The sequence below is a fragment of the Streptomyces sp. NPDC044063 genome (assembly GCF_056434285.1).
Genome location: NZ_JBWKFM010000001.1, coordinates 1 through 25,985, shown reverse-complemented (window position 1 = coordinate 25,985; position 25,985 = coordinate 1). Strand labels below are relative to the sequence as shown.

Sequence of the window (25,985 nt, the reverse complement as noted above, 5' to 3'; positions counted from 1 at the left end):
GTCTGGTTCCTCCTACTCGTACCAGATGTCGAAGGAACCGGGCGCTGCGTCGTCCAGCCGCAGGTGCCAGTCGACGCCGCGCCAGCCGGTCGCCGCGCCGGTCGTGTTCGGCACGGCCATCGAGCTGAAGAGGGAGTCCGTCGCCGGTATGTGCACGAAGGGGCCGCGGGGGCCGCCGGTGTCGTCCTGCACGACATACCCCCAGTTCGCCGGGGTCTTCGCCGCCGGATCCGGAATACCGTGGGCGGTGCGCACAGTCCGCCAGTGGGGCAGGAGGCGGTTGATGATGTTGCTGCGCGTGCACGTCGCGGTCTGGCCGCCGAACGCCTTGGGGCCGGTGCTGACGAAGAGGCCGTCGGGGGTGGTGTGGTCGAGCCAGGCGTTGTCCGTGGACGACACGCTGCCGTGGTGTCCGATCTTGAGCCAGAGATTGTTCTCCCGCTCGCACAGACGGTCCGGAGTGCTCACGAGATAGCGCTCGTTGAGCCTGACGGCATCGGCCATGAGCAGGACCTTCTGGCGCTTGCCCTTCGCGTCCGGCTCACCGCGGACGACGGTCACCAGACTGGAGGCGTTGGCGATGGCCGCCTTCTTGCCGCTCTCGAACTTGTCCCAGTCATTGGGGCCCTCCGGCCCGAGCACGCCGCCGAGCATGTACACGTTGGCACCCACACCGGTGCCCGGCAGGATGGGCTGAGGCGACGAGGGCATGTTCTCCTGCTCCGGCTCGCTCAGCACCTGCTGACCACTCGGCCCGCCGAGTGTGTCCCAGTGGTGGAACAGGGTCCATAAGAAGTCGCCGCCGCGCTCGCCATAGTCACTTGGGTGGAGCGCGTACTTCACCTGTTTGATCGTGTATTTGAGCTGTGGCGGGTTCAGATCCGACAGCAGGACGTGTTCCAGCAGGTTGAAGTGGTCCTCGTCGGGGTGGGTGACGACCAGGCAGTCCAGGGTGTAGGGGTTGGCCATGCGGCTGAGGTAGTGATCGAGCTTGGCCCGCAGCCGGCTGACCATCTGGTCCTTGGCGGATCCCGTCACCGTCGAGGGGAGAGGGTTGAGGGGGGCGAGCGGCTCGGTCGAACCGCAGTCGATGAGCACGGCGTGCGTGCCCACGTTCTTGTTTTTCCGGTCGTAGAACCAGAGCAACGTGCAGTCACCCTGACCGACATTGAAGAAAACGACCTCGACCGGCATGTACCTCTCCGCGCCACGGGAACCAGGACGTCCCGGTCGCCTCTTCGCACTTCAAGGCCGGGACAAGGGAGAATCATGGCCCGCGTCGAAGACCTGTCCGTGCGCGCGTACACCTTTCCGGACAGGCAATGTTTGATCATGATCACGCCACCCGAGGCCGAATGCGTACGTGCCGCCGACGACGCCCCCGTGCGGCCTCTGCGCCACGATTCGGCTACGCGGAGCGAAGGCCGTGCGGCGGGCCGTGCGCCCGCCGCCGGGAATCTGTCCGAAAGATCGACCAGGCGCTCAACCCTGCGCGGCGGGCCGGACGACGATGTCGTTGACATCCACGGCGGCCGGCTGCCCGATCGCGTAGGCGATGGCCTCGCCGATCGCCTCCGGCGGGATCGCGAACCGCTCCTTGGCCGAGTTGAGCTCCGCGCGCACCCGCTCGTTGGAGACGGCGTCGACGAAACCGGTCCGTACGAAGCCGGGCGAGACGACGGTGACCCGCAGGTTCCCACCGGCCTCCTGCCGCAGCCCCTCGGAGAGAGTGCGCACCGCGTTCTTGGTCGCCGCGTACACGGCCTGGTTGGGCACGACGCGCAGGCCGGCGGTGGAGACGACGTTGACGAAGTGGCCGTGTCCCTGCTCGCGGAAGACCGGCAGGGCGGCCGCGATGCCGTAGAGCACGCCCTTGAGGTTGACGTCCACCATCGCCTCCCATTCGTCGACGCGCAGATCGTCGAGCGGGGAGACGGGGCCGATGCCGGCATTGCCGACCAGCACGTCGAGGCGTCCGAACCGCTCACGGGCGAGGTCCACGAGCGTGGTGAGGTCCGCGCGGCGGGTCACGTCCGTGGCCGAGCACACGGCGGCACCGCCGTTCGCCTCGATCCGGGTCACGAGATCCCGCAGGAGGTCGGCACGCCGTGCGCCGAGCACCACCTGGGCTCCCTGCCTGGCCAGCAGCAGGGCGGTGGCCTCACCGATCCCGCTGCTGGCACCGGTGATGGCCACGACTTTGCCGTCGATTCCCGACATGAGCTGCCTCCGCGTTCCGAGGTGCCGTACTGGTCGGGCACCGCAACGCGGACCACGCTAGAGAGTTCGAGTACACATCAAGCAAAGGCGCTCACGGCGCGCGAGGGCGGCGGCGACCCGGGATGGGCCGCCCACCGCCCCGACCGGCGGCTCACGCGTGTCCTGGACGCCGCATCGGCGACCATGCCGTATCCCGAGGAGGCCTCCCGCCGGATCTGGGAGGGCCACGACCCGGCCCCGTTCGACCTCCCCTGATGGGGTGAAATGCGGCCTTGGCCGGTTCCCGTGAGCCAGGGCGGGAGCGGAGAGTGTTCCCTGGGGGTGGGAGATGACTCGGTCGTTGTTCGGACGCCTGTGGAGGCCCGCGGTCGCCGCCGCCGTGTGCGTGGCGTGGGCGGGGGTGACGGGCGTGACATCCCCCGCCCCGGCTGCTCCGGCGGGGAAGGCCTCGGCCGCGCTGGCCACGTACGTGAATCTGCATCAGTGCGGGTACTACAACTCCACCGACCGGGACATCCTCACCAGCGTCGTCGGCCTCTCGGCCACCAGCTACAGCGCCGGCACCAACGCCTCGACCTCGGCGGACCACGCTCCCGCGTGCGGCCCGGGCACCGACAGCTATCCGCTCAGCACCTTCCACTCGGGAGTGAAGGCCCTGGGCCTCCTCGGGGGCAGGTACCTCAATCTGCATCAGTGCGGGTACTACAGCTCCACCGACCGGGACATCTTCACCAGCGTGGTCGGCCTGTCGGCCACCAGCTACAGCGCCGGCACGAGGGTCTCGGCGTCGGCGGACCGCACTCCGTCGTGCGGCCCGGGCAGCGACAGCTATCCGTACAGCGCCTTCCACTCAGGCGTGAAGACCTTGGACCTGCTCCAGGGGAGATACCTGAACCTGCACCAGTGCACGTACTACAGCTCCACCGACCGGGACATCTTCACCAGCGTGGTGGGTCTGGCCGCGACCAGCTACAGCGCGGGCACGAACATCTCGAACACGCCGGACCGCACCCTGAAGTGCGGCCCCGGAAGCGACAGCTACCCGCTGAGCACCTTCACCTCGGGTGTGCTCAGCATCGACCTCGCCGGATAGCCGCCACTCCCCGCGGGAGTCGCCACGTCTACCGACCGTGGAGGCGGCGGTACATCACGTGCAGCCCGACGAGGCCGTGCTCGGGGTGGTCGAAGGCCTCCTGTACGGTGCCGACCACCTCGAACCCCAGCGACTTCCACAGGCGCACCGCCGGGTCGTTGGTCTCCACGACCGCGTTGAACTGGATCCCGCGGAACCCCTCCGCGCGGCACCAGTCGACGACGTACTCGCCGAGTGCCCGACCGATGCCCTTGCCCCGGTGCGCCGGGGCGACCAGGAACGAGGCCGTGCCGATGTGGGAGCCGCGGCCGGGCCGGTTCGGCCCCATCTTCGCCGAACCCACGATCTCGCCGCCCTCGACGGCGACCACGGTGCGCCCGGGCGGCTGCTCCATCCACCACGGCCGCGCCTCCTCGAGAGTCTGTCCCTCAGGAAACGCGTATGTCGTGCCCTCGGCCATGACCACCTTGTAGAAGCGGTAAATGGCCGGCCAGTCCTCGTCGGAGGCGATGCGGATCTCCATTCGCCGCAGGATACGCGCCGCCACGGAAGGTTTCCGCGCACAGCCGGGTGCCTGCCGGCAAACCCCTTGTCACGCCTCCACACGCTGCTGGCCGCAGGCCGTGGTAGCGTCGCTCCCTTCACCGGTGAGCCGGAAGAAGTACCCCGCAGGTGACCGTGAAAGACCTGACCCAGCAGAAGCCCATGGATCACCTTCTGCACCTCGACCGCGCTATCGACGAGTTGGACCCGCCCCGCTGGGCGCCTCCCGACCCTGACGCGACCCGTTTGGTCCGCAGGGTGCACGAGTTGCGGCGTGTTCCTCTGGGCGAACTCGGTCCGGCGGATCTGCGCACGCTGATCTCCCAGCGGGTGGCACTGCCGTACGTCCTTCCGCTCGCGGTGCGCCTGCTGCTCGATGAGCCACTGCTCGACGCGTACTTCTACGAGGGCGACCTGCTGCTGGCCACCGTCGATGTACCCGCCTCCGCCTGGTCGCTGCTGCCGGACCTCGGCGCGCGGCTGCGCACCGTGGTCATGGCGCTGCCGGAGGCGGCGGTCACCGGTCTGCCCCGCGGCGCCGCCGAGGAGCTCGCCGGCTTCGTCTCGAGGACCGCGTCGCTTCGGTGACCGGACGCCGGCGCGGTGACGCCGGATCGCTCAGGCCTTGATCAGCTGGTTGTAGGGCTCGCCCTCCGGCGTGAAGATCAGGGTGAAGTCCTTGCCCACCTCGGTGGCGACCTCGCGCAGGCGGGCCAGGACCTCGGCCTCGGAAGGCAGGTCAAGACCGAGGGCTGCCGCCGCACGCTCCCGGTCGGCTATCAGGTCGGGCATGTCCTCCAGGTGGTCGGCGGCCAGCTCCGCGCTCTCCTCCGCGGTGAACGCGCGGCAGTCGCGCCACCAAGGCGCGACCAGGAGGAGCCGCAACAGCTCCGGCAGGCCGACCGCGACCAGCGCCGCGCCGCCTTCGGAGTCCGCGTACAGGACTGGGCGTTCCTCACCGCCCTCGCCGCAGAAGAAGTACGTACCCCCGGCCCCGTCACCCGCGAAGCCCTCCAGCGCCGCGCCGGACGCGAGGTGGACCTCCTCGACGTGGTCTCCCCCGTCGAGGTCGAAGTCGCCCGGCCAGGCCAGGAAGTCGGCGGCGTCGTCGTGCTCGGCGATGGCTGTGATCAGTGAGTGCATACGTCGCACGTTAGCGGCCGGGTACGACAGTCCCGCGCCCGTCCTGCAGATCGCCGGAGCACGGCAAACAGATTCTGCCGTTCCGGGCGTGGGAGACCGAACTCCACGGCCCCTAAAACCTTTCGATGATGACGAGCGTCCCCCGGCTGCCGGAACGCACCGCATGCTCCACTCCCGCCTCGACGAGGTACATCTCCCCCGCGCGGACATCGGCCTCGATTCCGCCGGCCAGCAGCCGCAGGGTGCCGTCCATCACCAACAGCGCTTCCGCCGTTTCGTGGGTTTCCGGTTCCAGGGGGCGGCCGTCCATGCGCAGCACCTTCACCCCCGTACTCCCGACCTGTCCGAGCAGGTGCGAGCTCCAGGCGTCCGGCAGTTCCGCGGCCGTGTTCCGTATGTCGACGACGTTCATGGCATACCTCCTGGCGGGCCGTCCCGCCGGAGGGCTGAGGGAGCCACCGGGAACGTCCGCGGTCGTGATCAAGGGATGCGATGACGTTATGACATGGCGGCGCGCCGCTGGTCGACCGTTGGGTAAAACCTCGCGCCGCGGTCCGGTCCCGTCAGCAGATTCTCACCGACTGCACGTCGGTCCAGTCCCCCGTGGCGTCGCTGCTGTAGGCGCCCGGCGTCGTGTAGATCAGCTGCCCGACGATGTCGTACATGCGGGCTCGCGTCCCCTGGCTCTGGTTGTTGATCCAGGAGCCCTTGCCGGAGAAGGGGTCGGTGTACGTCGTGCACCGGTACCACTCGGTGTGGGTGCCCTGGAAATACTCCATGCTGTACTCGCAGAAATAGCCCGCGTACACGACGCCGTCCCGGCACGGGTCAGCGAGAGGACGCGTTCCCCGGCCGGCCGCGAAATCACGCGGGCGGCTTTCTCCGGGAAGTGCCACGGCGACTCGCCCCCCATCGAATCCGATCTCGTTGGCCGACACCTGCTTCCCGCCCACGGCGTGCAGGTACCGGTCGACCTCCGACTGCAACGCGGTGGCCTGCCCGGAGGAGAGTCCTGCCGCTCGCACCTGATCCGCGAAGGGCCGCTCCGGGGAACTCGCCTGCGCCGCCCCCGGGACGGCGGCCAGGAGCAGACCCCCGGCGCACAGCGCTGTGATCCGCCTGGCGAAACCGGTGCCGAACATCCGCATCATGCCTCCCGTGAACGGAATCGGACGAGAACGCAGAGGTTGTGAACCCTGCGGGAACTCACCGACACCTCAGGGAGGACATCTGTCTCGAAGAATGCCCGGATCGCCCGAAAGGGCCTTCTTGACATCGCCCGACGGCGGCCGAGAGCTGCACCCGGCCGCCGTATCGGGGTCATCCGTGCGGGAGCCCGATCAGGGCAGGCCCGGCCAGTACGGATTGACCGGCAGCGGATAGCCGGGATCGACCTTGTCCGTCGCGATGTCGTAGCGCACATACTCCGCGCCGCGGAAGAAGAAGGCCTTCCCGTTGTTCCACACCACACCACCGGTGAGATCCGCGGGCCACAGTCCGGGCCAGTACGGCGAGATCGGCAGCGGATAGCCCGGATCGACCTTGTCCGTCGCGATGTCGTAGCGCACATACTCCGACCCGCGGAAGAAGTACGCCTTCCCGTTGTTCCACACCACGCCCGCGTCGACGCCGTCCGCCCAGAGCCCGGGCCAGTACGGCGAGATCGGCAGCGGATAGCCGGGATCGACCCTGTCCGTCGCGATGTCGTAGCGGACGTACTCCCCTCCCCGGAAGAAGTACGCCTTTCCGTTCGGCCATACGACGCCGACGTCCACGCGGTCCGAGAACAGTCCGGGCCAGCTCGGAGAGATCGGCACCGGGTAGCCGGGGTCGACCTTGTCGCCCTCGACGTCGTAGCGGTAGTACTCCCCGGCGACGAAGAGATAGGCCTTGCCGTTGTTCCACAGCACCGGAGCGGTGACCACGCGTTCGGAGACGTCCTCGGCGAAGTATTCATGGTTGTCCGCGTTGCGGATCGCGTCCGCCGGCTTGGTGATCGCCAGATTCCGGGCCGCGGCCTGACCGTAGACGACGTCGTCGACGCTGGAGACCGCATGACACAGCTCGTGCACGAGCGTGCCGAACTTGGAATCCGTGCCTGTCGCGTTCGCGCTCCAGAAATGGGAACAGAGCCAGATCTTCCGGGTGTTCTTGTAGGTGTACGCGTACCAGCTCGCGTCGCAGCCCGTACCCGTCAGGTCGTACGTCAGCGCCTCGCCCGCGATCACCGCGCCGATATCGGTGAAGTGCTGACTGACGACGGCGTAGCGCGCGGCGTCGTAGGCACCGAACCACTCGGTGGACACCGTATTGGCGGCCCCGTTCGTCCAGGCCAGTTGATGCCTCGCCTTTTCCGTGAAGGCACCGGCGTTCTCGTGAGCGGCCCGGACGTCCTGCTGTTGCGCGGCCGTTCCTCCCACCAGGACAGGCGCCATGACGCCTGCCTTGGCGACGGTTACGGCGGTCCTCAGCGCTTGCGGGGGCCCGAGTTCGCGTCGCACGGCCTCCGCGATGGTGTGGCGCGGTTCCCCGTCGCCGACCACGTCGAACGTCGCGGAGAGCGGATCGAGGTCGAAGCCTTGGTGGTCGGGGCGCAGCCGTACCACCGGTGCGCCGGGTCCCTGCGGGATGGCGTCGTGAATCCGCGCGTCGAGCGTCACGGTGTAGGTCCCCGGCTCGGTGATGGGGAAGGCCGTGGTCAGATCGACGTCCTGCGTCACGACCTCGCCCGCGCGAACCGTTCGGTAGGAGGCTTCCTCAGGCTCTCCGCGTTTGACGAACCGTCCGTCGTAGGGGATGCGGAGCCCGTCGCGGCGGACCTCGAAGTACTGGAACACCTCCGGACCTTCCAGGGGTGTGTCCCAGACGAGCAGTCGAGCGTCCTGATCGCTGACATTGGTCAGCTCGAACGTCACCAGGATCGGTTCACCGAGCCGGTATTGCGGCTCGGTTCTGAGGGAGATGCGAAAGTTGTCCTTCATCGAGGTACCTCCGGCGACCGGACGACCTGGATATCCATCGAGTGAGGAGAGAGGCCTCGTGCTCCGTGGGCCTCAGGACGGGCAGACCTCGCGTCCCATGGTCGCGCCGGCAGCGCTCCCCCGGCCCGGCGAGTAGGCCGACCGGGTGAAGACCGGCCCGCCCGCGGTCAGGGCGACGTCGGCGGTGTGGCGGCCAGGACGGCGTCGAGGAGGCCGGGGAAGCGGGCGTCGAGGTCGTCCCGGCGCAGGGTGACGGCCTTGTAGCGGCCCTGCTTGTGTTCGCGGGTGATGCCGGCCTCGCGCAGGGCGCGCCAGTGGTGGGTGGCGGTGGCCTTGGTGACGTCCAGGGGGAGGCTGCCGCAGGTGCGCTCACCCTCGGAGGCGGCCAGTTCGCGCACGATGCCCAGGCGGACGGGGTTGCCCAGGGCGGCGAGGACGTTCTCGACGTGGAGCTGGTCGCGGTGGGGGTGGTGGGCGACGTGCATTCTTCGACTGTACGACAGGTCACGTACTGGACGGGCGGCCACCCGCTCGCTCCCGTTTGTCCGTTTTCGTCGTTTGATTGTATGGTCTTTCTCGTACAGTCGAACAGACCATGATCGGAGAGCGATCCCATGAGCACCACCCCGCCGGGACGAGCCGACGCGCCGGTCGCCGTCGTCACCGCCGCGAGCTCGGGCATCGGGCGCGGGATCGCGACGGAGCTGGCCCGGCGCGGCTACCGGCTCTCCCTGCTGAGCCGGGGCGAGAGCGTGCGCGACCTCGCCGAGGAACTGGGCGGCGCCGTCGCCACCACCGGCTCCCTCACCTCCCTCGAAGACCTCGAACGCCTCGTCGGCGGGACCATGGACGCCTACGGGCGGATCGACGCGGTCGTCAACGGCTGCGGACACGCGGCCAACGACGAACTGCTCAAGGTCACCGATGCGATGTGGCATGACGGCCTGGACATGATCCTGCTGTCCGTGGCCCGTATGGCCCGCCTCGTCACCCCGCACATGCTCGCGCGCGGCACGGGCGCCTTCGTGAACGTCTCCTCCTACACCGCGTTCGAGCCCATGGGGATGATCCCGGTGAACTCGGCCCTCCGCGCCGCCCTGTCCTCGTTCACCAAGCTCTACGCCGACCAGCACGCCGCCCACGGCCTGCGCATGAACGCCGTCCTGCCGGGGTTCGTCGACTCCTACCCGGAGACCGAGGAGTTCCTCTCCCGCGTCCCCGCCGGGCGCTACGCCACCACCGCCGAGATCGGCAAGCTCGCCGCCTTCCTCGTCTCCGACGACGCCGCCTACATCAACGGCGAGTCCCTCCGCATCGACGGCGGCGCGGCCCGCTCCCTATGAGCCGCCCGCCCCATCCCCGCCCCCGGCGGCCCGACTTCACATGGTTCTCTTTCACCTTCGACACGAGATGTCCGCTCATATCCCCATCAGCCGAAGTAGCGTGTCTTCATGAAGGCGGTGCGCCTGGGCGCGCTCGACTGTGCCTACCTTTCCTTCGGTCACACGCGTCCCGCCGGGTCACGGGACACCGGATTCCTGCTCCTGATGTCGGGAACGCCTCCCACGCCGGCCGAACTCACCGCGTACGTACGCCATCGAGCGGAACGCATCCCCGCCCTCCGCATGCGCCTCGGCACGGTCCGCCCGTCGCTGAGCCGCCCGTACTGGCTGTACGACGACTCCTTCGATGCCGCTCGCCACGTCCACGAACACCGGCCGGCTGCCAGGGCCCCTGACGCCCTCGGACTCGCGGACCTGGCCGCGGCGCTCGTGGACGCGCCGCGCAATGACGTGAGCGCTCCCCCGTGGTCGCTGCGCCTCCTGCACGGCACACCTGGCCCTGGAGATCGCCGGCAGGCGGGCTTCGCCCTGCTCTTCACCCACCATCACGCGGCCTTCGACGGACCGGGAGCGGTGGACGTCCTCCACAGGCTGCTCACCCCTCGCGACCCCGGGCCGCGACGCTCGCTGCTCCCCGGGGCGCCCCCGCACCCCATCGGGGCGGCCGTACGAGGCCTACGAGGAGCGGCCTCACTGGCAGCGGGCTTCGCGCGACCCGCCCCCGACGTTCCTCTCCTCCGGTCACCTGCACACGAGCCCAGCGGCATCTCCTGGTGCCACACCCCCCTGAGCGCGCTGCTGGACGTCGCCACGAGGTACGGCTGCACGGTCAACGACGTCCATCTGGCCGCCCTCACCCTGGCCTTCCGCGACTGCCTCGCCGAGCGCGGCGCCCCGCCGCCGCCCACCATGATGGCGCTGGTCCCCATGGCCGTGCCGCCACCCGCCGACCACCTCGGGATCGGCAACTTCACCGCCTGCGCCCGCGTCCCCCTGCCGGTCCGGGTCACGGACCCGCGCGCGTGCCTGCGACGCGTCCACCAGGCCGTCCGGCGGGCCAAGCGGGCCCGGCAGCGCGAAGGCGGCGCCCTGCTGGTGCGGGCGAGCGGCGTACTGCCGGCGCCATGGACACGCTGGCTGGTGTCCGTACCCCTGGCGCCCCGGTCCACGAACATCGTGGCGACCAACCTGGGCACGGTGTCGCGGAGGCTGTCCTGCCCGGGCGGGAACGTCGAGGCGCTGCTCCCCCTGCCCCAGCGTCCTTCCTGCGGAGGTCCGAGCACGGGCATCGTCAGTTACGGCGCGACGACCACGGTCTCGTTCATGGCCGCGCGGCGTACCGGCGTCCACCACGCGCTGCCGGAGCACTATCTACGGGCCCTGGAGGCTCTGGGCGCGACATAGGCGGGACCGTCACATCCGAACATCCCGATGTCCCGATGTCCCGATGTCCGGATGTGACAGAAGACCGTCATTGCGGTCGGGTCCGGTCGAGGCAGATCATGAGGACATGCCCGAGACGAGCCACCGTGTAGTGATCGCGGTCTTCCCCGATGTCGACCTGCTCGACGTGACGGGGCCGGCCGAGGTCTTCGCGCTGGCCAACCGGGAGTCCGGCGGCCGCGCCCGCTACCGCGTCCGGCTGGCCGGGCCCGGGCCGGCGGGTGAGGCGGTGGCGACCTCCGCGGGAGTGCGCGTGGTCACCGACGTGGGATTCGACCAGGTCGGGGCCGCGGTGGACACCCTCCTCGTTCCCGGAGCGGTGGACGTGCGCGACGACGGGCCGCGCGCCCGGATCGATCGCCGGGTCGTGGACTGGATCGCGGCCACGGCACCGCACGCGCGGCGGATCGCCTCCGTGTGCGTGGGCGCCCACCTGCTGGCCGCCGCCGGACTGCTGGACGGGAGGATGGCGACCACCCACTGGTCGACGGCCGCCCAGCTGGCCGCCGACCACCCCGAGGTCGCCGTCGATCCGGACCCGATCTTCATCCGTTCCGGACGGGTGTGGACCGGGGCGGGCATCAGCTCCTGCCTGGACCTGGCCCTCGCGCTCGTCGCCGAGGACCACGGCGAGGAACTCGCACTCGCCGTCGCCCGCCAGCTGGTGGTCTACCTCAAACGCCAGGGCGGGCAGAGCCAGTTCAGCGTGCCGATCAGCCGGCCGCCGACGTCCCGCAGGGACATCGACGAGCTGCGCCTGTACATGGCGGGCCACCTCGACGAGGACCTGTCGGCGGCCGCCCTGGCACAGCGCATGTGCCTGAGCGAACGGCATTTCGCCCGCGTCTTCACCCAGGAGACGGGCACCACACCGGCCGCGTACGTGGAAGCCCTGCGCGTGGAGGCGGCCCGCCGACTGCTGGAGACGAGCGACGAGCCGCTGGAGCGGATCGCGACGACTACGGGCCTGCGTTCGGTGGAGACCCTGCACAGGGCCTTCAGGCGGCAGCTCGCCACCAGCCCGGGCGCGTACCGCCGACGCTTCCGCACCACCACCACGGCCTGACCCGCCGGCGCCCTCGAGCCCCGTCGGGCTCCATCGGCGTGTGTCAGCACGTCACTTCACACCCCATTCGCACCCCATTCGCACCCGTTCATACCTATCGAGAGGAAATTCCCCATGCCCGCTTCGAAGACCCTGCGTGATGTGATCGGCCTGAGCGACCAGCTCCCCCGGCTGGCCGACACCGCACTGATCATGATCGACTTCCAGAACACCTACCACACCGGCGTCATGGCCCTGGAGGGCGCCGGCGAGGCCCTGCTCGCGGGCAAGCGCCTGCTGGAGGCGGCCCGCGCGCTGGGCACCCCCGTCGTCCACGTCCTCAACGACGGCGGCCCGGACACCCCGTACGACATCCGCGCCGACATCGGCTCCCTCCACCGGGACGTCGCGCCCGCCGACGGCGAACCGGTGGTGGTCAAGCAGTTCCCCAACGCCTTCCACGCCACCGAACTGGAGCGGACGCTACGCGATCTGGGCGCGGGCCCCGACCTGGTGCTGGCCGGGTTCATGACCCATATGTGCGTCACCTTCACCGCGCAGGGCGCCTTCAACCTCGGCTACCGCCCCACCGTCGTCGCCGAGGCCACCGCCACCCGCTCCCTGACCGGCCCCGACGGCACGGCCATGCCCGCCGCCACCCTCCACGCCGCCGCGCTCACGACCATCGGCGACCTCTTCGGGACCGTCGCCCCTCGCGTCGACGACCTGCTGTCCTGAGCACGCGGCCGACCGGACATCGGCGGAAGAGCCCTCGGAAAGGTGACCGCGTGGCGCCGCGACCACCGTGTTCGATCGCGATGCCCTAGCGTGGCCCGGACGAGGGCCGCCGCGGGCGGTGGCGCGCAGCGAGGGTGACGGTGCCGGTGGGCGAGGACGAGCGACGACAGGACGCGTGGCCCGGGCTGCCCGGACCGTCCCTGGACGCGGACCTGGAGGACATCGCCGAACAGGTCCGGCAGCTCGGCCGCGCCCAGGGCCGGATGCGGGCGCTGCTGGACGCGGTCCTGGCCGTCAGCCGCGAACTGGACCTGCCCGTCGTGCTCCGGCGCATCGTGACCGCCGCGATGGAGCTGGTGGACGCCCGCTACGGCGCCCTGGGCGTGCTCAACGAGGACGGCACCGGACTCGAGGAGTTCGTCCCGCTGGGGCTGGACGACCGGGAACGGGAGGCCCTGGCCGGGGTGGAGCTCCCGCACGGCCGGGGCCTGCTCGGCCACCTCATCGAACACCCCGAACCGCTGCGGGTCGACGACCTCCCGCACCACCCGGGCTCCGCGGGCTTCCCCGGGGGCCACCCTCCGATGCGGACCCTGCTCGGCGTCGCCATCAGCGTCCGCGGGCATGTCTACGGCAACATCTACCTGTGCGACCGCCGCGACGGCAAACCGTTCGACGACCAGGACGAGGCCGTCGTGGTCGCCCTGGCCGGCGCCGCCGGCGTCGCCATCGAGAACGCCCGCCTGTACGACCAGGTGCGCTCCGGAGCCGAACAGTTCCAGCGGCTGCTCCTCCCCCGGCTGCCCGACGTGGCCCCCTTCACCGCGGCCGCCGTCTACCAGCCCGCCACCGCTCCCGGACACCACCTCGGCGGCGACTGGTACGACACGCTGCTGCTCCCCGACGGCGCCTGCGCCGCGGTCGTCGGGGACGTGGTGGGGCACGACCTGAAGGCCGCGGCGGCCATGGCGCAGACCCGCAACATGCTGCGGGCCCTGCTGTACGACCGGTGCGCCCCGCCCAGTTCGGTCCTCGCGCGCCTCGACGACACCCTCCAGGCGATCGCCGAGTCGCCGCCGGTCACGACGGTGTGCCTCGCCCGCATCGAGCCCGCTCCCGGCGGGTGGTCCCTCCACTGGTCGACCGCCGGGCATCTGCCGCCCCTCGTCGTCGCCCCGGACGGCCGCGCACGGTTCGTGCACGGTGAACCCGGCCTGCCGCTCGGCGTCGACGCGGCCCAGCCCCGTCCCGACCATGTCCATCCGCTGTCACCGGGGAGCACGGTGATCCTCTGTACGGACGGGCTGGTCGAGCACCCCCGGCACTCCCTCGACACCGGCATGGACGCGCTCGCCGCCCTCGCCGCGGCCCACGCCGGGCTCCCGGTCGACCAGCTGTGCCACGTACTGGCCGACAAGCGTCCCAGCGACGGCCACGACGACCTGGCGATCCTCGCCGTACGCGCTCCGGACCACCCACCGCGGGACGCCTGACGTCGCACAGGCCGCGGACGGCCGTCACGGGGTGCGTACGCGCGGCGGGCGTCAGCGTGCCGCCGGCCCTGGAGAGGTGAGCCGTCGGGCCATGGTGTGCACCACGCCCGTCGCCGCGGGGAGCAGGGCGAGTCCCAGGACCGGGGACGCGGCCGGCAGGCCCGCGCGACGCAGGCGGGTCAGGGCCCAGACGCTGTAGGGGATGACGACGGTCGGGGACGTCGCGACACCGGGCGTGTAGCCCCGGTAGGCACCGGACTGGAGCATGTGCACCACGCCGTGGAGGCCGAAGCCGGTGAGGGCCGTACGGAAGAAGGGGCTCCGGCCCCGGGTGCGGGCGCCGTCCGCGGCGGCCGCCGCGACCAGCAGGGCCATCAGCCCGATCGCCGTGTTCACGTGGGGCTGGGTGACCTCCATCCGGGACCAGACCCTGTCCGGGACGCGAGGGAAACGGGCCTTCAGACGCGGGACGGCGGCGCGGGACCACGGGGCCATGGTGAGGATCTCCTCGAGGTCGTTGGCCGCCCAGGCGGCCAGCAAACCCCAGTAGACGGCCGCGGGTACAGCGTCTTCGCCGACGGCCGTCGCCGTCGTCGCCGCCGAGCCCGGCGGCCTCCTGCGTGGTGCGCGAACCATGAGCCCTCCTCCGAGAAATGCAACGCAACGTTGCGTTGCGTTCTAGACTCAGTCTCATGGGAGAAGGCGTCATGAGCAACCATCAGAAGCGAGGAGCGGCGGCCCGTGGACCGCGAGCCGCCGAACGCATCCACGAGGCGACCCTGGAGCTGCTCACCGAGCGCGGCTACCACGGGCTGACCGTCGAGGCCGTCGCCGAGCGGGCCGGGGTCAACAAGACGACGATCTACCGGTGGTGGCCGTCCAAGGCACCGCTGCTCCGCGCGGCACTGCTCCACTCGCGGGTGCTCGACGTGGAGATCCCCGACACCGGCAGCCTGCGCGGCGACCTCGTCGCCCTGGCCGAGCAGATGGTGCGCCTGGTCGGCGGGAAGCGCACCGGCGCGGTCGCCCGCGCCATGCTCAGCGGTGACGGCCGGGGCGAGCTGGGCCTCGTCGCACGGGACTTCTTCGCCGACCGTCTCGACCGCGAGCGACCGCTGTTCGAACGCGCCGTCGCCCGCGGCGAGCTCCCCGCCGGCACGGACCCGATGCTGCTCGTCGACCTCGTCGCGGGGGCCGTGTGGATGCGGATCCTGCTGCGGCAACTGCCGGTCGAGAAGGGGGTCGTGGAGTCATTGGTGGACGCGGTACTGCCCCCGACGGCCCGATGAACATCGGGCATCGGGCCCCCGTCAGTCATGACACAAGAGCAAGCTCAGGTCGCTGGGTTCCGTGGAGGCTTCGAACTGCTCCCTCAGCGCGTCGTACGCCCGGTACGCGACGTCCATGACCTGCAGATCGAGAAGGATCATTCTTCCGCACCTCTTCCTGGTCTCTTCAGCAATAGCACCCGGGGCCGGTAACGGGCAGGCGCGCGACGGCGGCCTGGGTGTCGTCGCCCTGCCCGCCGGTGCCGGATTGGTGCGCCGCGCGGGCAACGGCCCTCGCGAATGAAACCCGTGCGGTATACAACTGGCCAGGAATGCCCTTGGTACATACCTCATGTGGCGGAAGCATTCCGTGTGTTGGCAGACCTTCCACGATCCGGGAGTACCGCGATACCACCGACTTACGTATGAAGGAGTACCTTTCTTGACCACTCACCTTCGACATGGCGCTGGCCCGCGGAGGGTCCTGGCGCTGCTGGCGGCACTGTGCGGGATCATCGGTGTCACCGCGCTCGGCACGACCCCGGCGACGGCAGCCGATCAGCGTCACGCGATCTACGCCATCGCGCACCGGGTGGACACCCTGGACGGCGTGGACGCCGCGCTCAACCACGGCGCGAACGCCATCGAGATCGACGTCTGTGCCTGGTGGAACCCGAACGAATGGCGCGCCTATCACGACTGTTCCTCGGCCGGTGACAACCGCTACGGCCCCAGCTTCGACGGCATGATCGACCGTATTCTCTCCAACGCCAAGGCAGGGCGCCGGCTGGCGTTGGTCTGGCTGGACATCAAGGACCCGAACTACTGCGGAGAAGCACCGAACCGCGCGTGCAGCGTCGCCGGGCTGCGTGACAAGGCGCAGCGGCTGACGTCCGCCGGAATCCAGGTGCTCTACGGCTTCTACGAGTACCACGGCGGCAACACCCCGGACGTCGGCGGCAGGGGCTGGAAGAGCCTGGAGGGCAAGCTCGGCCCGCTGGAGGGCATCACGACGACCGGGACCCGCGATCAGGTCCGGAACGCCTTCAACCGGTCCGGTTCCGGATTCCCGAACGGTCGCCGGGCGATGGACTACGGCGACAGCGACATCACCAAGGGGTTCGGCAACTGCACCGAGGCCACTTACAACACGTGCGCGGAACTGAAGAAGGGTGCCGCGGACCGTGCCGCCGGGCAGCTGGCGGCCACGCTGTCCTGGACGACCACCTACAACGACCCGTGGTACGTCGACAAACTGCTGGGCGACGCGCGCGTGGACGGCATCATCGCGGGCTACGGCGCCTTCACCGGCGTACGCGAGTACGACAACAGCTGGCAGTGCGCCAACGCCATCAACCTCGTCCGTGACTGGGTGAACCGCCACAGCGGCACCCACCGCATGGCCAACAGCGGTGACCGCCTGTTCAGGTAGGCCACTCGGGTCGTCGGTCGGGATCCCGGCCGACGACCCTTCCCGGAAAAATGTGGCGTTCCCCCACTCCTCCGGCGCTCAGGCCAGGTCGAGGAGCTGCTCGTAGAAGCCGCCGAAGCGGCGCTGCTCGTCGACGAGGTGCAGCTCCAGGATCCAGTGGCAGACCCGGCCCGAGCGGTCGGTGCGGCGCAGCGGGCTGTCGTTGTCGGGCGTGATGTAGGAGTGGGCCTTCGCGCCCTCGTTGGTCTCGTGCGGGAACTCGCCGACGAGGTGGCCCGCGTGCCAGATGCCGATGCTCCAGCCGGCCTCGGCGGCCAGACGCTCGACCTCGGCGTACAGCTGCTTGCCCGTGATCTCCGGGTCGGCCTCGAACGCGGCGCGCCCGGCGGCGAAGATGCGGGGGAGGTCGCGGACGAGCCGGTGCTTCTCCGGGTCGTCGCCGAAGACGTACGTGCGGCCGAAGTCCGCCTCGTACTCCTCGAAGATCGGGCCGAAGTCGGCGAAGGCGATGTCCTGTTCGCCGATGATGCGGTCCGGCGGGTTCTCCTGGTACGGGGCGAGGGTGTTGGGGCCGGAGCGGACGATGCGCTTGTGCCAGTGCTTGGTGGTGCCGAACATCTCGTTCGCCAGGTCCCGGATGCGGTCGCTCACCTCCCGCTCCCCCACACCGGGGGTCACCAGCCCGCGCGCCTCGACCTCGGCGAACAGCGCGATCGCCTTCTCCTGCGCGGCCTCCAGGCCCCTGACGCGGTGGGCCTCGTCGTGCGCGGGCGGCTTTGCTGCCATGTTCGTCTCCCCCATTTCTCTGCATCGGCCATGCATTCGCCAGCTTAGCCACCCACCCGGTCGCGAATCTGCGTGTCGATCACCACACCGTTCCCCGCGGGCACGAGGGAATAGCGGGTCAAGTTTCCGTGAAACCCGGTGGACGCGGCCGGTCGCGCGGCATCATTCCCGGCCATGGGAGAGCGACCGCCGTCACGTCCGGCTCCACGGGGCCCGCAGCACGTCCGCCAGCGCGCGGATCACCGTGGAGAGCGCCCGCAGGAGGTGTGCGCGCTCACGCGGGGCGCTGCCCTTCAGCGTCATGTACGCGACCGAGATCACCGTGACGGCCACGACGGCCAGACAGGCCACCAGCGCCCATTCCGTGCTGAGCATGTGTCGACTCCCTTGCTCGAGGGTCCTGTTCCCGGCCGGTGCGGCCGGGCTCACAGCCATGGAACCCGGACCGCCGAGCGGCGTCACGCGGTCGTGAAGTGTTCGGCGAAGCGGAACAAAGCCGCAGGTCACGGGCGCGTGGACGGGCGCGTGAAACGAAGAATCCGGAGCGGTGGACGGCCGGAGGGAGAGACTCCGTGACAGAGGGAACGAGGCCGGAGCCGGGACCGGCCCCCGCACAGCAACTGCTGAGCGACGAACTCCGGCGGTTGCTGGCCACATCGAGGCTCGATCAGAGCGGGGCGAGGGTCGCGGCCAACAAGCTGCTCAAAGGCTGGGGCGTGCGGCAACTGGCCGACTCCAGCGTCAGCGAGCGCTTCTCGGGCCTGCCGGGGACCAACTTCGCCCAGCTGTGGGCCCTGGTGGGGGCGATGCTCGTCGAACGAGGCGACCTGACGACGACCGAGGTCGCGTCGGAGGGCAGAGCACGACGCCCGTGGGAGGGAACAACGGACACGGCACCCGAGAAACGAGGGACCGGAGAGGCCGCCGCCCACTACGACTACTGGCACGTCCTGTGGCGGCACACCCGCAACGCCCCGGCACCCGGCCACAACCCGCTCCTCCTCCCGTACCTCCACGCCGCCGTGAAGGCCGCCGGGGAGCACCCCTACCCGGGGCTGCTCGGCACCCCGGACACGCCGTCGAACACGTCACTGGCCGACGACTACGTCCCCCAGCAGGTGGCCGACTGGGGCGGGCCCGATGCCGAACCGTCCGCAGCCGGGGACCGGACTTCCGCCGCAGCCCTCTTCACGGCGCCGGAGCCTGTCCGTCTGCTCGTCGGCGGCCCGGGGTGCGGCAAATCGACGCTGCTGCGCGTCCACGTGACCGGCGCGGCCGGCGAGCTGTCGGAACGCCGGAACCGGCGAGCCGGCCGGATGGTCCCGGTCCTGGTGCGCGCCTCCCAGCTCACGGAACGGACCAGAGCGACGACCTTCCCCGATGCCCTGGCCAAGGCCGCCGGCGAGGCCCTCGCCCGACAGCTGTCGCCCGGCACCCTGACCGAGGAATTCTTCCGCAAGCAGCCCTTCCCCAAGGGCGGCGGCTGGCTCGTCCTCGTCGACGGCCTCGACGAGGTCCCCCACGCGGCCGCGCGCACCGCGCTGCTGCGCACCCTGGCCGAGGCGGCGGCCGAGTGGCCGTACCACTTCGTCGTCACCACCCGTCCCCTGGCCCGGGACGAACTCGACGCCTCGGTGGCACGCACGGCCCGCTTCGAGCTGCTGCCCTTCACCGCCGAGGACCTGCGTGGTTATGTGCGGGCCCGCCTCGCCGGAATGGCCGGGCCCGACGACCCGGACCGGCACACCGCGCGGTTCGAGGCCCTGCTCGCCGACGCGGGGCTGCGGGACCTGGCCCGTACCCCGCTCATCGCCGCCATGCTGTGCCGGCTCTACAGGGACGATCCGGACGAGCCGTTCCCCGAGGGCCGTGCCGCCGTCTACCGGTCCTTCGTCGATCAGCTCTACGAATTCAACACCCACAAGCAGGTCAAGGAGACGCACCGACGCGCCATCGAGGCCCTGACGCTCCCCTTCCAGCACGTGCCCGATCAGCGGGCCGTCACCGCGGCGGCGGAGAAGGCACGCGACGATCTGCCGCGGCTCATCGGCCACCTCGCCCTCCATTGGTTGTCCGGCCGATCCGCCACGCTCGCCAAGGCCATCGCCGAGCACGAGCACGGCCGTCCTCCCGCCCGTGTGAAACCCGCCGAGTGGAACCGGTTCCTCACCGATCTCCTGGTGGCCACCGGCCTGCTGGTCGTCCAGGGCACCAAGATCGTCTTCCCGCACCGGACGTTCATGGAGTACCACGCCGCCCGCTGGGCCACCGAGACGGCGCGCGACCGCAGGGCCGCGGTCCGGTACTTCGTGACCAGCCGCTGGGTCAGGCCTCCGACGTGGCCGTTCAGCCGGTCCGTCTGGAGCATGTCGATCGTGAAGATCTCCACGCGCCATGTGCTCGGCCTCGGCGTCAACCGGAATCTGACCCGCGCCGACATGTCGTTCGCCGGCTTCGTCCTCGACCTCGTCAAGGAACACGACACCCGCCTGGACCGCAAGCTCCTCCGCGTGGCCAGGAAGGGCGGTGTGGAAGGCGGCACCTTCATCGCCGTGCAGAAGACCCTCGGCACCCACATCCCCTCCGGCACCGCCGAAGCCGCCGTCGCCACCCTCGCCCGCGTGGCGTCCAGCACGCGCAAGGTCCCCGGCGAACAACGCGTCCTCGCCGCCGAGACGCTGTCCCGCGTCGGTGACCGGCGAGGCATCGAGGCCTTCGCCGCGATGGCCGAGGCCCCGGAGCGGCTCGACACCCTCGACCAGTGGCACACACCCCCGAGGTTGCAGCAGATCGACTTCGTCGCCATGGTGCCACCCACCCAGTCCGAGCTCGACGAGATGCGCCGGCGCAGCCGCCGCGACACCATGAACAAACTCGACTACGTGGCCCACGACCCCACCCTCGACGAAGCCGTACGACGGGAGGCGGCCCGGGTGCGGTCGGCGTTCGTACGGATCGTCGGGGAGAAGGCCCCGTGAGATCCGGTCGCCGAAGCCCCTCGCGATGGCGGTACTGTGCTGCCGCGCCAACGACACCCGACCGGGGAGACCCCGTGACGTCAGAGCCGCCGGCGGCCGAGTGCCCCGGACCGAGGGTTCCGCCCTCGTACCCGCCGAGGACCCCACCGCCGCCGAAACGCCCCATCACCCCGGACGAACGGCCGATGGACACCTCCCCGGCTCTTGCCGGGACCCCGCTCCGGGCGGTCCGGGGCCGGCCGATGATGGCCAACCGGCGCGGCGTCAACTGGCCGCTCGACACCGGCCGGTGGACGCCGGACGCCACCCGGCGCCGCGTTCTCGCACAGCTCCGGGAGTGGGGCCACACCGTCGACGAGGCGGCGATGGGCGACACCGTAGCCTTCCTCGCCCGGCAGGCCGCCGCCGGGGGAACGTGCCGCGTCAGCCTCCACATGGCCCCCCAGGAAGGCCGGCTGCTCCTGGTGTTCCTCAGCCATCAACGGAGCCCCGCCCCCGCCGGCCGGGCCGATCAGGCCGTGCTCCGTGACCTCGCCGCGCACGACGGCGTGAACAGCTGCGGCGCCGACACCACGTCCGACGGCCGCACCCTGTGGGCGCTGCTCGACCTCACACCGCGCCGCCGGCCTCCGGGACCCGCCCGTGGGGCTCCGCCAGCAGTGCGAGCACCGTGCTGAGCCGCTCCCGCACCGCTTCGTCGGTGATGACGCCGTCCTCGCCGACCGTCCCACGGTCCACGGGGATGCGGGTGCAGGCCTGCTCCACGATGGCGGCGCCCGTATAGCCCAGCACCGTGCGGAGTGTGGCCTCCGCGCCCTGGCCCCGGCCGGGTGCGGCCGCGTTGACCCAGGCCACGGGCTTGTCGCAGATCTCGGTGCCGCCGACCGTCCAGTCCAGCAGGTTCTTGAACGACCCCGGCAGCGTGCCCGCGTACTCCGGGGTGCATACCAGGACGGCGGCCGCCCCGGCGATCGCGGCGCGCAGCCCGGCCACCGCGGCCGGCAGCGGGTCGGTGTCGTCGTCGGGGTTGAAGTGCGGGAGCGCGGCCAGGCCGTCGTAGAGGACGGTGCGCACATGGGTGGCGGGAGCGATGGCCTGGGCGGTGCGCAGCACGGACTCGTTGGAGGAGCCGGCCCTCAGGCTTCCGGAGAGCAGCAGGATCGTCGGCGGCGTAGACATCCGCTCAACCTATCGCCCCGTCACCGCGCGGCCCGGGTCAGCTCCCGTTGGGCGACGGTCCGGAAGTCGTGCGGCGGTCGCCCGGTGAGGCGCTGGACGGTGTCGGTGATCCGGTCCTCGGCCCCCTCGGCGATGGCGAGGTCCAGTCCGGCGAGCATCGCGGCGAACTCCTCCGGCATGGAGGCGGTCAGGCGGTCCCGCAGCTGTTCGTACGTCAGGGGCCGGTAGGCCACGGGCCGACCGGTGAGCTCGGTGAGGACGGCGGCGATGTCGTCGTGGCCGAGCGTCTCCGGTCCGGTCAGGACCAGGTCGGTGTTCGGGGCACGGTCGTCGGTCAGGGCGTGGACGGCGACGGCGGCGATGTCGTCGGCGTCGACGAATCCGACCCGGCCGCTGCCGGTCGCGGTCAGGATCGTGCCGTGCTCGCGGATGCTCCGGGCGTGGGGGTGCGTGCCGGTGAAGTTCTGCATGAACCAGGAGGGCCGCAGCACCGCCCACTGGTCGAACAGACCGGGCAGGGCCTGGTGGACCTCCCCCACGGCCGGTCCCCCGGAGGGGACGGCCGAGGAGCTGAGGAGCACGGCGCGGCGCACGCCGGCGGCGCGGGCCCGGTGGAGGAAGGGCAGCACGACCGCGGCCGGGTCCGGATCACCGACCGGCGGGACGAGATAGACGCGGTCCGCTCCGGCGAGGGCGTCGGTGAAGGTCGTGGGGTCGTACCAGTCGAAGCGGACCGGTAGCGCGCCGGGGATGGCGGCGGCGATCGCGGCGGGGCGTCGGGCGGCGGCCTTGACGCGGTGGCCGGCGGAGAGCAGCCCTGCGGCGGTGCGGCTGCCGGTGGTGCCGGTGGCTCCGATGACCAGGGTGGTGCCGGTGGCGGTCATCCGGCGCTGCTCCCGGGTGTTCTCGGGCATGGAGGTCTCCGTCCCATACAATGCGGACCGACGGTCCGCTTGATTGAACGATACGGACCGCCGGTCCGGATCGCAAACAGGAGGTACCCGTGCCCGAGCGCAAGCCACGCAAGGACGCGACCCGTAACCGGGAGGCCGTCTTCGCCGCCGCCGACGCCCTCTTCACCGAGTGCCGCAGCCCCGAGGACGTCACCATGGCCGACATCGCGGCAGCGGCGGGCGTCGGCAAGGGCACACTCTTCCGGGCCTTCGGGGATCGCACCGCGCTGATCCGCGCGCTGTACGAGGCGCGGCTCGAACCGCTCGAGAAGGCCGTCGAAGCGGGACCGCCGCCGCTGGGCCCCGGCACACCGCCGCTGGTACGCGTACCGGCCCTGCTCGACGCCCTCCTGTGCTTCAAGCTCGACAACCGCCACCTCGCGCTGGCCCTGGAGGGGACCGGCGCCGACAGCCCCTACCGAACCGACCACTACGAACGCTGGCACACGCTGTTGCGGGACCTGCTGGAGCGGATCCCGGAGCGGACCGGCTCCGGCTCCGGCTCCGCCGACTTCACCGCCCACGCGCTGCTCGCCGCCACCCGGGCCGATCTGATCGGCTACCTGGCCGGCGAGAAGGCCGTGCCCCGCGAGGCGCTCCGGGAGCGGCTGGCGGACTTCACCGCCTCGGTCCTCGGCACGCCCACGCGACCGGGCCCGCCGGGACGGGCCGCGGAGCGCTGACAGCGGCCCGGGCGCGGCGGAGTCATGCGGCGTGCCCGGCGTGTTCGGCGTGTTCGGAGCACAGGCACGCGACACCCCGCTCGATCCACTCGCGCCCGGCCCACTCCGGATGCCGCTCGATCAGCAGTGCCCGGACCTCGTCGACGATCTCGCGCCCACCCGTCGCCGAGTCCCGCCGCCGCCAGGTCTCGTCGCGCAGCTCGCGCAGGTAGTCACGGACGTCGGCGAGCAGCCGCGGACCGCCGAGGTCGCCGTGACCGGGCACCACCACCCGGGGGCCGGTGGCCGCCAGCCGTTCCATGACGGCCAGCCAGCGCACGCCGGAGACGTCCGTGTCGTGCGGCGGGAACCAGGGGAAGATGGCGAACTGCCCGGCCTCCGCGAGGTCTCCGGTGAACAGCACGCCGGCGTCCGGCACCTCGACCACCTGGTCGCCCGTGGTGTGACCCCGGCCGGTGGGCCGCAGCCGTACCGTGCGGCCGCCGAGGTCCAGGTCGTACCCGCCGTCGTAGACCACATCGAGGGTGGGCGGCCGGACCCCGTCGAGCCGGTCGGCGACCGGTCCGCCGAGACCCCGGAACATCTCCAGACAGCCCGGCCCCTTCCTCCTCAGGTCGTCCGCCTGGGCACGGTTGACCAGATACGTGGCCCGTCCGGCGAACGCGTGCGCGCCAAAGGCGTGCTCGGGGTGGAAGTGCGTCGTGGTCAGGTACAACCGACGGCCCTTCGCCACCTCGGACGCGAGGGCGAGGACGTGTTCGGCGTTGGAGGTTCCCATGCCCGTCTCGACGACGAGCACGGCCCGCGCGCCGCCGACGATGCCGATGTTGGGGACCAGCTGGACCCGGTGGTTCGGGATGACCAGCAGGTCGGGGGCTATCTCCTGAGCACCGGAAACCTGTACGGCGGGATCGGGGAGCGGTTCGTCCGTCATGCTCCGATTCCAGCGCCCCGTCATCTCGGCCGTCCAGGACCGACCGGGTCACGTCGATGCCGTACGGGTATCGTCGCCGGTCATGGAGCTACGCACGCTGCGCTATTTCGTGGCCGTCGCCGAGGAACTCCACTTCGGACGGGCCGCCGCCCGGCTGCACATGAGCCAGCCCCCGCTGAGCCGGGCGATCAAGCGGCTGGAGACCGAGGTCGGTGCCGCCCTGTTGGTCCGGTCCGCCGCCGGCGTCACGCTCACCCCCGCCGGGGCGACGCTGCTCGGCGAGGCGCGCACCCTGCTCGGCCGGGCCGACCGGGTGCGCGAGCGCGTGGCCGCGGCGGCGGGCGGAGCGACCATCACCGTCGGCATCCTGGGCGGCGCCACCGACCGGGGTGCCCTCCGGCTGGCCGCCGCGTACCGAAGGCGGCACCCGGGCGTCGAGGTCCGCGTCCGCGAGACCGGTCTGACCGATCCGACCTGCGGTCTGCGCGCCGGCCTGGTCGACATCGCCCTGACCCGCGCGCCGTTCGACGGGAGCGGCCTGACGGTGCACGAGCTGCGGGCCGACCCGGTGGGCGCGCTGCTCCGCGCCGACGATCCGCTGGCCCGCCGCGATCATCTGGAGCTGGCCGACCTGGCCGACCGGCACTGGTTCCGGTTCCCGGACGGCACCGACCCGGCCTGGCGGACGTACTGGAACGGCGGCGAGTCCCGCGAGGGTCCGGTGGTGCGCGCCGTCCAGGAGTGCGTGCAGGCCGTGCTCTGGAACGGCACGGTCGGGATGACCCCGCTCGGGCACGACCTGCCCGAGGAGCTGGTCGTGGTGCCCCTGACCGACATGGCGCCGAGCCGGGTGGTGGTCGCGGCCAACGAGAACGATACGAACCCGCTGGTCCGGTCGTTCGTCCGGATCGCGACGGCCGCGTACCGTTGAGGAGTTGAGGAACCGGCACGAGCCGGCCACGCTCGTCAGACGGCCGGCATCGCCGATTCCCGGGTCGCGTAGATGTCCCGGAGCCGGCTGGACAGGGCTTCGTAGGCGGCGTTGGCCCGGGCGCCCAGGGCGGTGGTGTCGACCGACTCGTCGAGCATGACGCTCGCCGCGGCCATCGTCAGGGCCTTCTCCGCGGTGTCGGCCAGCGCCCGGACGTCGTCCGCCAGGATGAAACCGATCTGGGACCGCAGGGCGTCGAGAGCGCTGTCCGCCTCGGCGGACGCGTCCAGCATCGGCTGGCGGTAGGCGTCCGGCGCCGCCGCCGGGTCCTCCCGCAGACGCGCCCGGTAGTGCCTCCGGGCCGACCCGAACGCGTGGAGGGCCGTCATGGCGTTGCGCAGCAGGGTGTTCACCTCGACGAGCTGGGCCAGCTCGAACGTCTCACGGCGCTCCGCGACCACCTTGTACCGGTCGGCGGTCCTGGCCTGCGCCTCCCGCCTGCTCTGGGAGCGGTTGTTGATGAACCCCATCGTCACGACCGTGCCCTGACCGATCAGGATCGACACGACGGTCGTGAACCATCCCCAGCCCCCCGAAACCATGCCAGCAGTCTAGAAATCCGGTGCGGGAGCGGAGAAGCGCCGCCCCCGACCTTCCGGGGCACGGGGTGGTGCGCGGTGGGGGGGGGGGGGGGGGGGGGGGGGGGCCCCCCCCCCCCCTCCCCGGGGGGGGGGTGGGGGGGGCGAGGGGGATGTGAATCTTGGAGGGTAATTTCCGGGGGGTCGCAGGGCGTTCCCGG

At 71.1% G+C, this 25,985-nt stretch carries 28 protein-coding genes; 13 read left to right on the top strand and 15 right to left on the bottom strand.

What is annotated here, in order from left to right; translation table 11 throughout:
* Positions 1–12 precede the first annotated feature (12 nt).
* Entirely contained in the window at positions 13–1,194 is a 1,182-nt protein-coding gene (locus tag AC07BS_RS00140) for a ComEC/Rec2 family competence protein (RefSeq protein WP_478928935.1), read from the bottom strand.
* A gap of 288 nt (positions 1,195–1,482) precedes the next feature.
* Positions 1,483–2,220: an SDR family oxidoreductase gene (locus AC07BS_RS00135; protein ID WP_478928933.1), complete on the bottom strand. Its 738-nt coding sequence runs from the start codon at positions 2,218–2,220 to the stop codon at positions 1,483–1,485.
* A gap of 409 nt (positions 2,221–2,629) precedes the next feature.
* Here AC07BS_RS00135 and AC07BS_RS00130 point away from each other — a divergent pair, with 409 nt between their 5' ends.
* Positions 2,630–3,313 (top strand): hypothetical protein, encoded by a 684-nt coding sequence (locus AC07BS_RS00130; protein WP_478928931.1) that lies wholly within the window; start codon positions 2,630–2,632, stop codon positions 3,311–3,313.
* A 28-nt stretch (positions 3,314–3,341) separates the two neighbouring features.
* Here the strand turns inward: AC07BS_RS00130 and AC07BS_RS00125 are convergent, their stop codons facing one another.
* The gene (locus tag AC07BS_RS00125) at positions 3,342–3,836 is read right to left on the bottom strand and encodes an N-acetyltransferase family protein (protein WP_478928930.1); all 495 of its coding nucleotides are present in this window, start codon (positions 3,834–3,836) and stop codon (positions 3,342–3,344) included.
* Between the two features lie 149 nt (positions 3,837–3,985).
* On the opposite strand from AC07BS_RS00125, the gene AC07BS_RS00120 reads away from it, so the two are divergent.
* Positions 3,986–4,444: a contact-dependent growth inhibition system immunity protein gene (locus AC07BS_RS00120; RefSeq protein WP_478928928.1), complete on the top strand. Its 459-nt coding sequence runs from the start codon at positions 3,986–3,988 to the stop codon at positions 4,442–4,444.
* A 30-nt stretch (positions 4,445–4,474) separates the two neighbouring features.
* Here AC07BS_RS00120 and AC07BS_RS00115 read toward each other — a convergent pair whose 3' ends face one another.
* The 5 genes from AC07BS_RS00115 to AC07BS_RS00095 form a co-directional block, all read right to left on the bottom strand.
* The gene (locus AC07BS_RS00115; RefSeq protein ID WP_478639218.1) at positions 4,475–4,999 is read right to left on the bottom strand and encodes a hypothetical protein; all 525 of its coding nucleotides are present in this window, start codon (positions 4,997–4,999) and stop codon (positions 4,475–4,477) included.
* Between the two features lie 112 nt (positions 5,000–5,111).
* Complete coding sequence (locus AC07BS_RS00110) at positions 5,112–5,411, bottom strand: cupin domain-containing protein (RefSeq protein WP_478639220.1); 300 nt, start codon at positions 5,409–5,411, stop codon at positions 5,112–5,114.
* Between the two features lie 151 nt (positions 5,412–5,562).
* Positions 5,563–6,141, bottom strand: coding sequence for a peptidase inhibitor family I36 protein (locus AC07BS_RS00105; protein ID WP_478928926.1), 579 nt, complete (start codon positions 6,139–6,141; stop codon positions 5,563–5,565).
* A gap of 198 nt (positions 6,142–6,339) precedes the next feature.
* Positions 6,340–7,980: a hemopexin repeat-containing protein gene (locus AC07BS_RS00100; RefSeq protein WP_478928924.1), complete on the bottom strand. Its 1,641-nt coding sequence runs from the start codon at positions 7,978–7,980 to the stop codon at positions 6,340–6,342.
* 167 nt (positions 7,981–8,147) lie between these two features.
* Entirely contained in the window at positions 8,148–8,465 is a 318-nt protein-coding gene (locus AC07BS_RS00095) for an ArsR/SmtB family transcription factor (protein WP_478639226.1), read from the bottom strand.
* Between the two features lie 129 nt (positions 8,466–8,594).
* Here AC07BS_RS00095 and AC07BS_RS00090 point away from each other — a divergent pair, with 129 nt between their 5' ends.
* From AC07BS_RS00090 to AC07BS_RS00070, 5 genes are all read left to right on the top strand, one after another.
* Positions 8,595–9,323 carry an SDR family oxidoreductase gene (locus AC07BS_RS00090; RefSeq protein WP_478928922.1) on the top strand — a complete coding sequence of 243 codons (729 nt, stop codon included), beginning with the start codon at positions 8,595–8,597 and terminating at the stop codon, positions 9,321–9,323.
* A gap of 108 nt (positions 9,324–9,431) precedes the next feature.
* Positions 9,432–10,727, top strand: a complete 1,296-nt coding sequence (locus AC07BS_RS00085) for a wax ester/triacylglycerol synthase domain-containing protein (RefSeq protein WP_478928920.1) — start codon at positions 9,432–9,434, stop codon at positions 10,725–10,727.
* Positions 10,728–10,833: 106 nt separating this feature from the next.
* Positions 10,834–11,832, top strand: a complete 999-nt coding sequence (locus AC07BS_RS00080) for a GlxA family transcriptional regulator (RefSeq protein WP_478928918.1) — start codon at positions 10,834–10,836, stop codon at positions 11,830–11,832.
* Positions 11,833–11,946: 114 nt separating this feature from the next.
* Positions 11,947–12,549 (top strand): isochorismatase family protein, encoded by a 603-nt coding sequence (locus tag AC07BS_RS00075; protein ID WP_478928917.1) that lies wholly within the window; start codon positions 11,947–11,949, stop codon positions 12,547–12,549.
* 140 nt (positions 12,550–12,689) lie between these two features.
* A complete protein-coding gene (locus AC07BS_RS00070; RefSeq protein ID WP_478639430.1) occupies positions 12,690–14,042 on the top strand; it encodes a PP2C family protein-serine/threonine phosphatase in 1,353 nt (450 codons plus the stop codon).
* Positions 14,043–14,093: 51 nt separating this feature from the next.
* Here the strand turns inward: AC07BS_RS00070 and AC07BS_RS00065 are convergent, their stop codons facing one another.
* Positions 14,094–14,678: an HXXEE domain-containing protein gene (locus AC07BS_RS00065; protein ID WP_478639237.1), complete on the bottom strand. Its 585-nt coding sequence runs from the start codon at positions 14,676–14,678 to the stop codon at positions 14,094–14,096.
* Between the two features lie 71 nt (positions 14,679–14,749).
* Between AC07BS_RS00065 and AC07BS_RS00060 the strand changes: the two genes are divergently transcribed.
* On the top strand, positions 14,750–15,331 hold the full coding sequence (locus AC07BS_RS00060; protein WP_478639238.1) for a TetR/AcrR family transcriptional regulator: 582 nt from the start codon (positions 14,750–14,752) through the stop codon (positions 15,329–15,331).
* Positions 15,332–15,752: 421 nt separating this feature from the next.
* The gene (locus AC07BS_RS00055; RefSeq protein WP_478639240.1) at positions 15,753–16,742 is read left to right on the top strand and encodes a PI-PLC domain-containing protein; all 990 of its coding nucleotides are present in this window, start codon (positions 15,753–15,755) and stop codon (positions 16,740–16,742) included.
* Positions 16,743–16,820: 78 nt separating this feature from the next.
* Here the strand turns inward: AC07BS_RS00055 and AC07BS_RS00050 are convergent, their stop codons facing one another.
* Together AC07BS_RS00050 and AC07BS_RS00045 are read right to left on the bottom strand one after the other, a co-directional pair.
* Positions 16,821–17,528 carry a M24 family metallopeptidase gene (locus AC07BS_RS00050; RefSeq protein WP_478639243.1) on the bottom strand — a complete coding sequence of 236 codons (708 nt, stop codon included), beginning with the start codon at positions 17,526–17,528 and terminating at the stop codon, positions 16,821–16,823.
* Positions 17,529–17,720: 192 nt separating this feature from the next.
* The gene (locus tag AC07BS_RS00045; protein WP_478639244.1) at positions 17,721–17,903 is read right to left on the bottom strand and encodes a hypothetical protein; all 183 of its coding nucleotides are present in this window, start codon (positions 17,901–17,903) and stop codon (positions 17,721–17,723) included.
* Between the two features lie 197 nt (positions 17,904–18,100).
* Between AC07BS_RS00045 and AC07BS_RS00040 the strand changes: the two genes are divergently transcribed.
* Together AC07BS_RS00040 and AC07BS_RS00035 are read left to right on the top strand one after the other, a co-directional pair.
* Entirely contained in the window at positions 18,101–20,506 is a 2,406-nt protein-coding gene (locus AC07BS_RS00040; RefSeq protein WP_478928915.1) for an NACHT domain-containing protein, read from the top strand.
* 185 nt (positions 20,507–20,691) lie between these two features.
* Complete coding sequence (locus AC07BS_RS00035) at positions 20,692–21,183, top strand: hypothetical protein (protein ID WP_478928913.1); 492 nt, start codon at positions 20,692–20,694, stop codon at positions 21,181–21,183.
* On the opposite strand, the gene AC07BS_RS00030 is transcribed toward AC07BS_RS00035, so the two are convergent.
* Both AC07BS_RS00030 and AC07BS_RS00025 read right to left on the bottom strand, forming a co-directional pair.
* Positions 21,116–21,685, bottom strand: coding sequence for an NADPH-dependent FMN reductase (locus AC07BS_RS00030; RefSeq protein WP_478928911.1), 570 nt, complete (start codon positions 21,683–21,685; stop codon positions 21,116–21,118). The genes AC07BS_RS00035 and AC07BS_RS00030 overlap by 68 nt on opposite strands.
* A gap of 20 nt (positions 21,686–21,705) precedes the next feature.
* Positions 21,706–22,569, bottom strand: a complete 864-nt coding sequence (locus AC07BS_RS00025; RefSeq protein ID WP_478930027.1) for an NmrA family NAD(P)-binding protein — start codon at positions 22,567–22,569, stop codon at positions 21,706–21,708.
* A 119-nt stretch (positions 22,570–22,688) separates the two neighbouring features.
* Between AC07BS_RS00025 and AC07BS_RS00020 the strand changes: the two genes are divergently transcribed.
* Positions 22,689–23,321, top strand: coding sequence for a TetR/AcrR family transcriptional regulator (locus AC07BS_RS00020; RefSeq protein WP_478639252.1), 633 nt, complete (start codon positions 22,689–22,691; stop codon positions 23,319–23,321).
* Positions 23,322–23,343: 22 nt separating this feature from the next.
* Here the strand turns inward: AC07BS_RS00020 and AC07BS_RS00015 are convergent, their stop codons facing one another.
* Entirely contained in the window at positions 23,344–24,255 is a 912-nt protein-coding gene (locus AC07BS_RS00015) for an MBL fold metallo-hydrolase (RefSeq protein ID WP_478928909.1), read from the bottom strand.
* Between the two features lie 82 nt (positions 24,256–24,337).
* On the opposite strand from AC07BS_RS00015, the gene AC07BS_RS00010 reads away from it, so the two are divergent.
* On the top strand, positions 24,338–25,186 hold the full coding sequence (locus tag AC07BS_RS00010) for a LysR family transcriptional regulator (RefSeq protein ID WP_478639254.1): 849 nt from the start codon (positions 24,338–24,340) through the stop codon (positions 25,184–25,186).
* 35 nt (positions 25,187–25,221) lie between these two features.
* Here the strand turns inward: AC07BS_RS00010 and AC07BS_RS00005 are convergent, their stop codons facing one another.
* A complete protein-coding gene (locus AC07BS_RS00005) occupies positions 25,222–25,788 on the bottom strand; it encodes a hypothetical protein (protein WP_478639256.1) in 567 nt (188 codons plus the stop codon).
* Between the last annotated feature and the right edge of the window lie 197 nt (positions 25,789–25,985).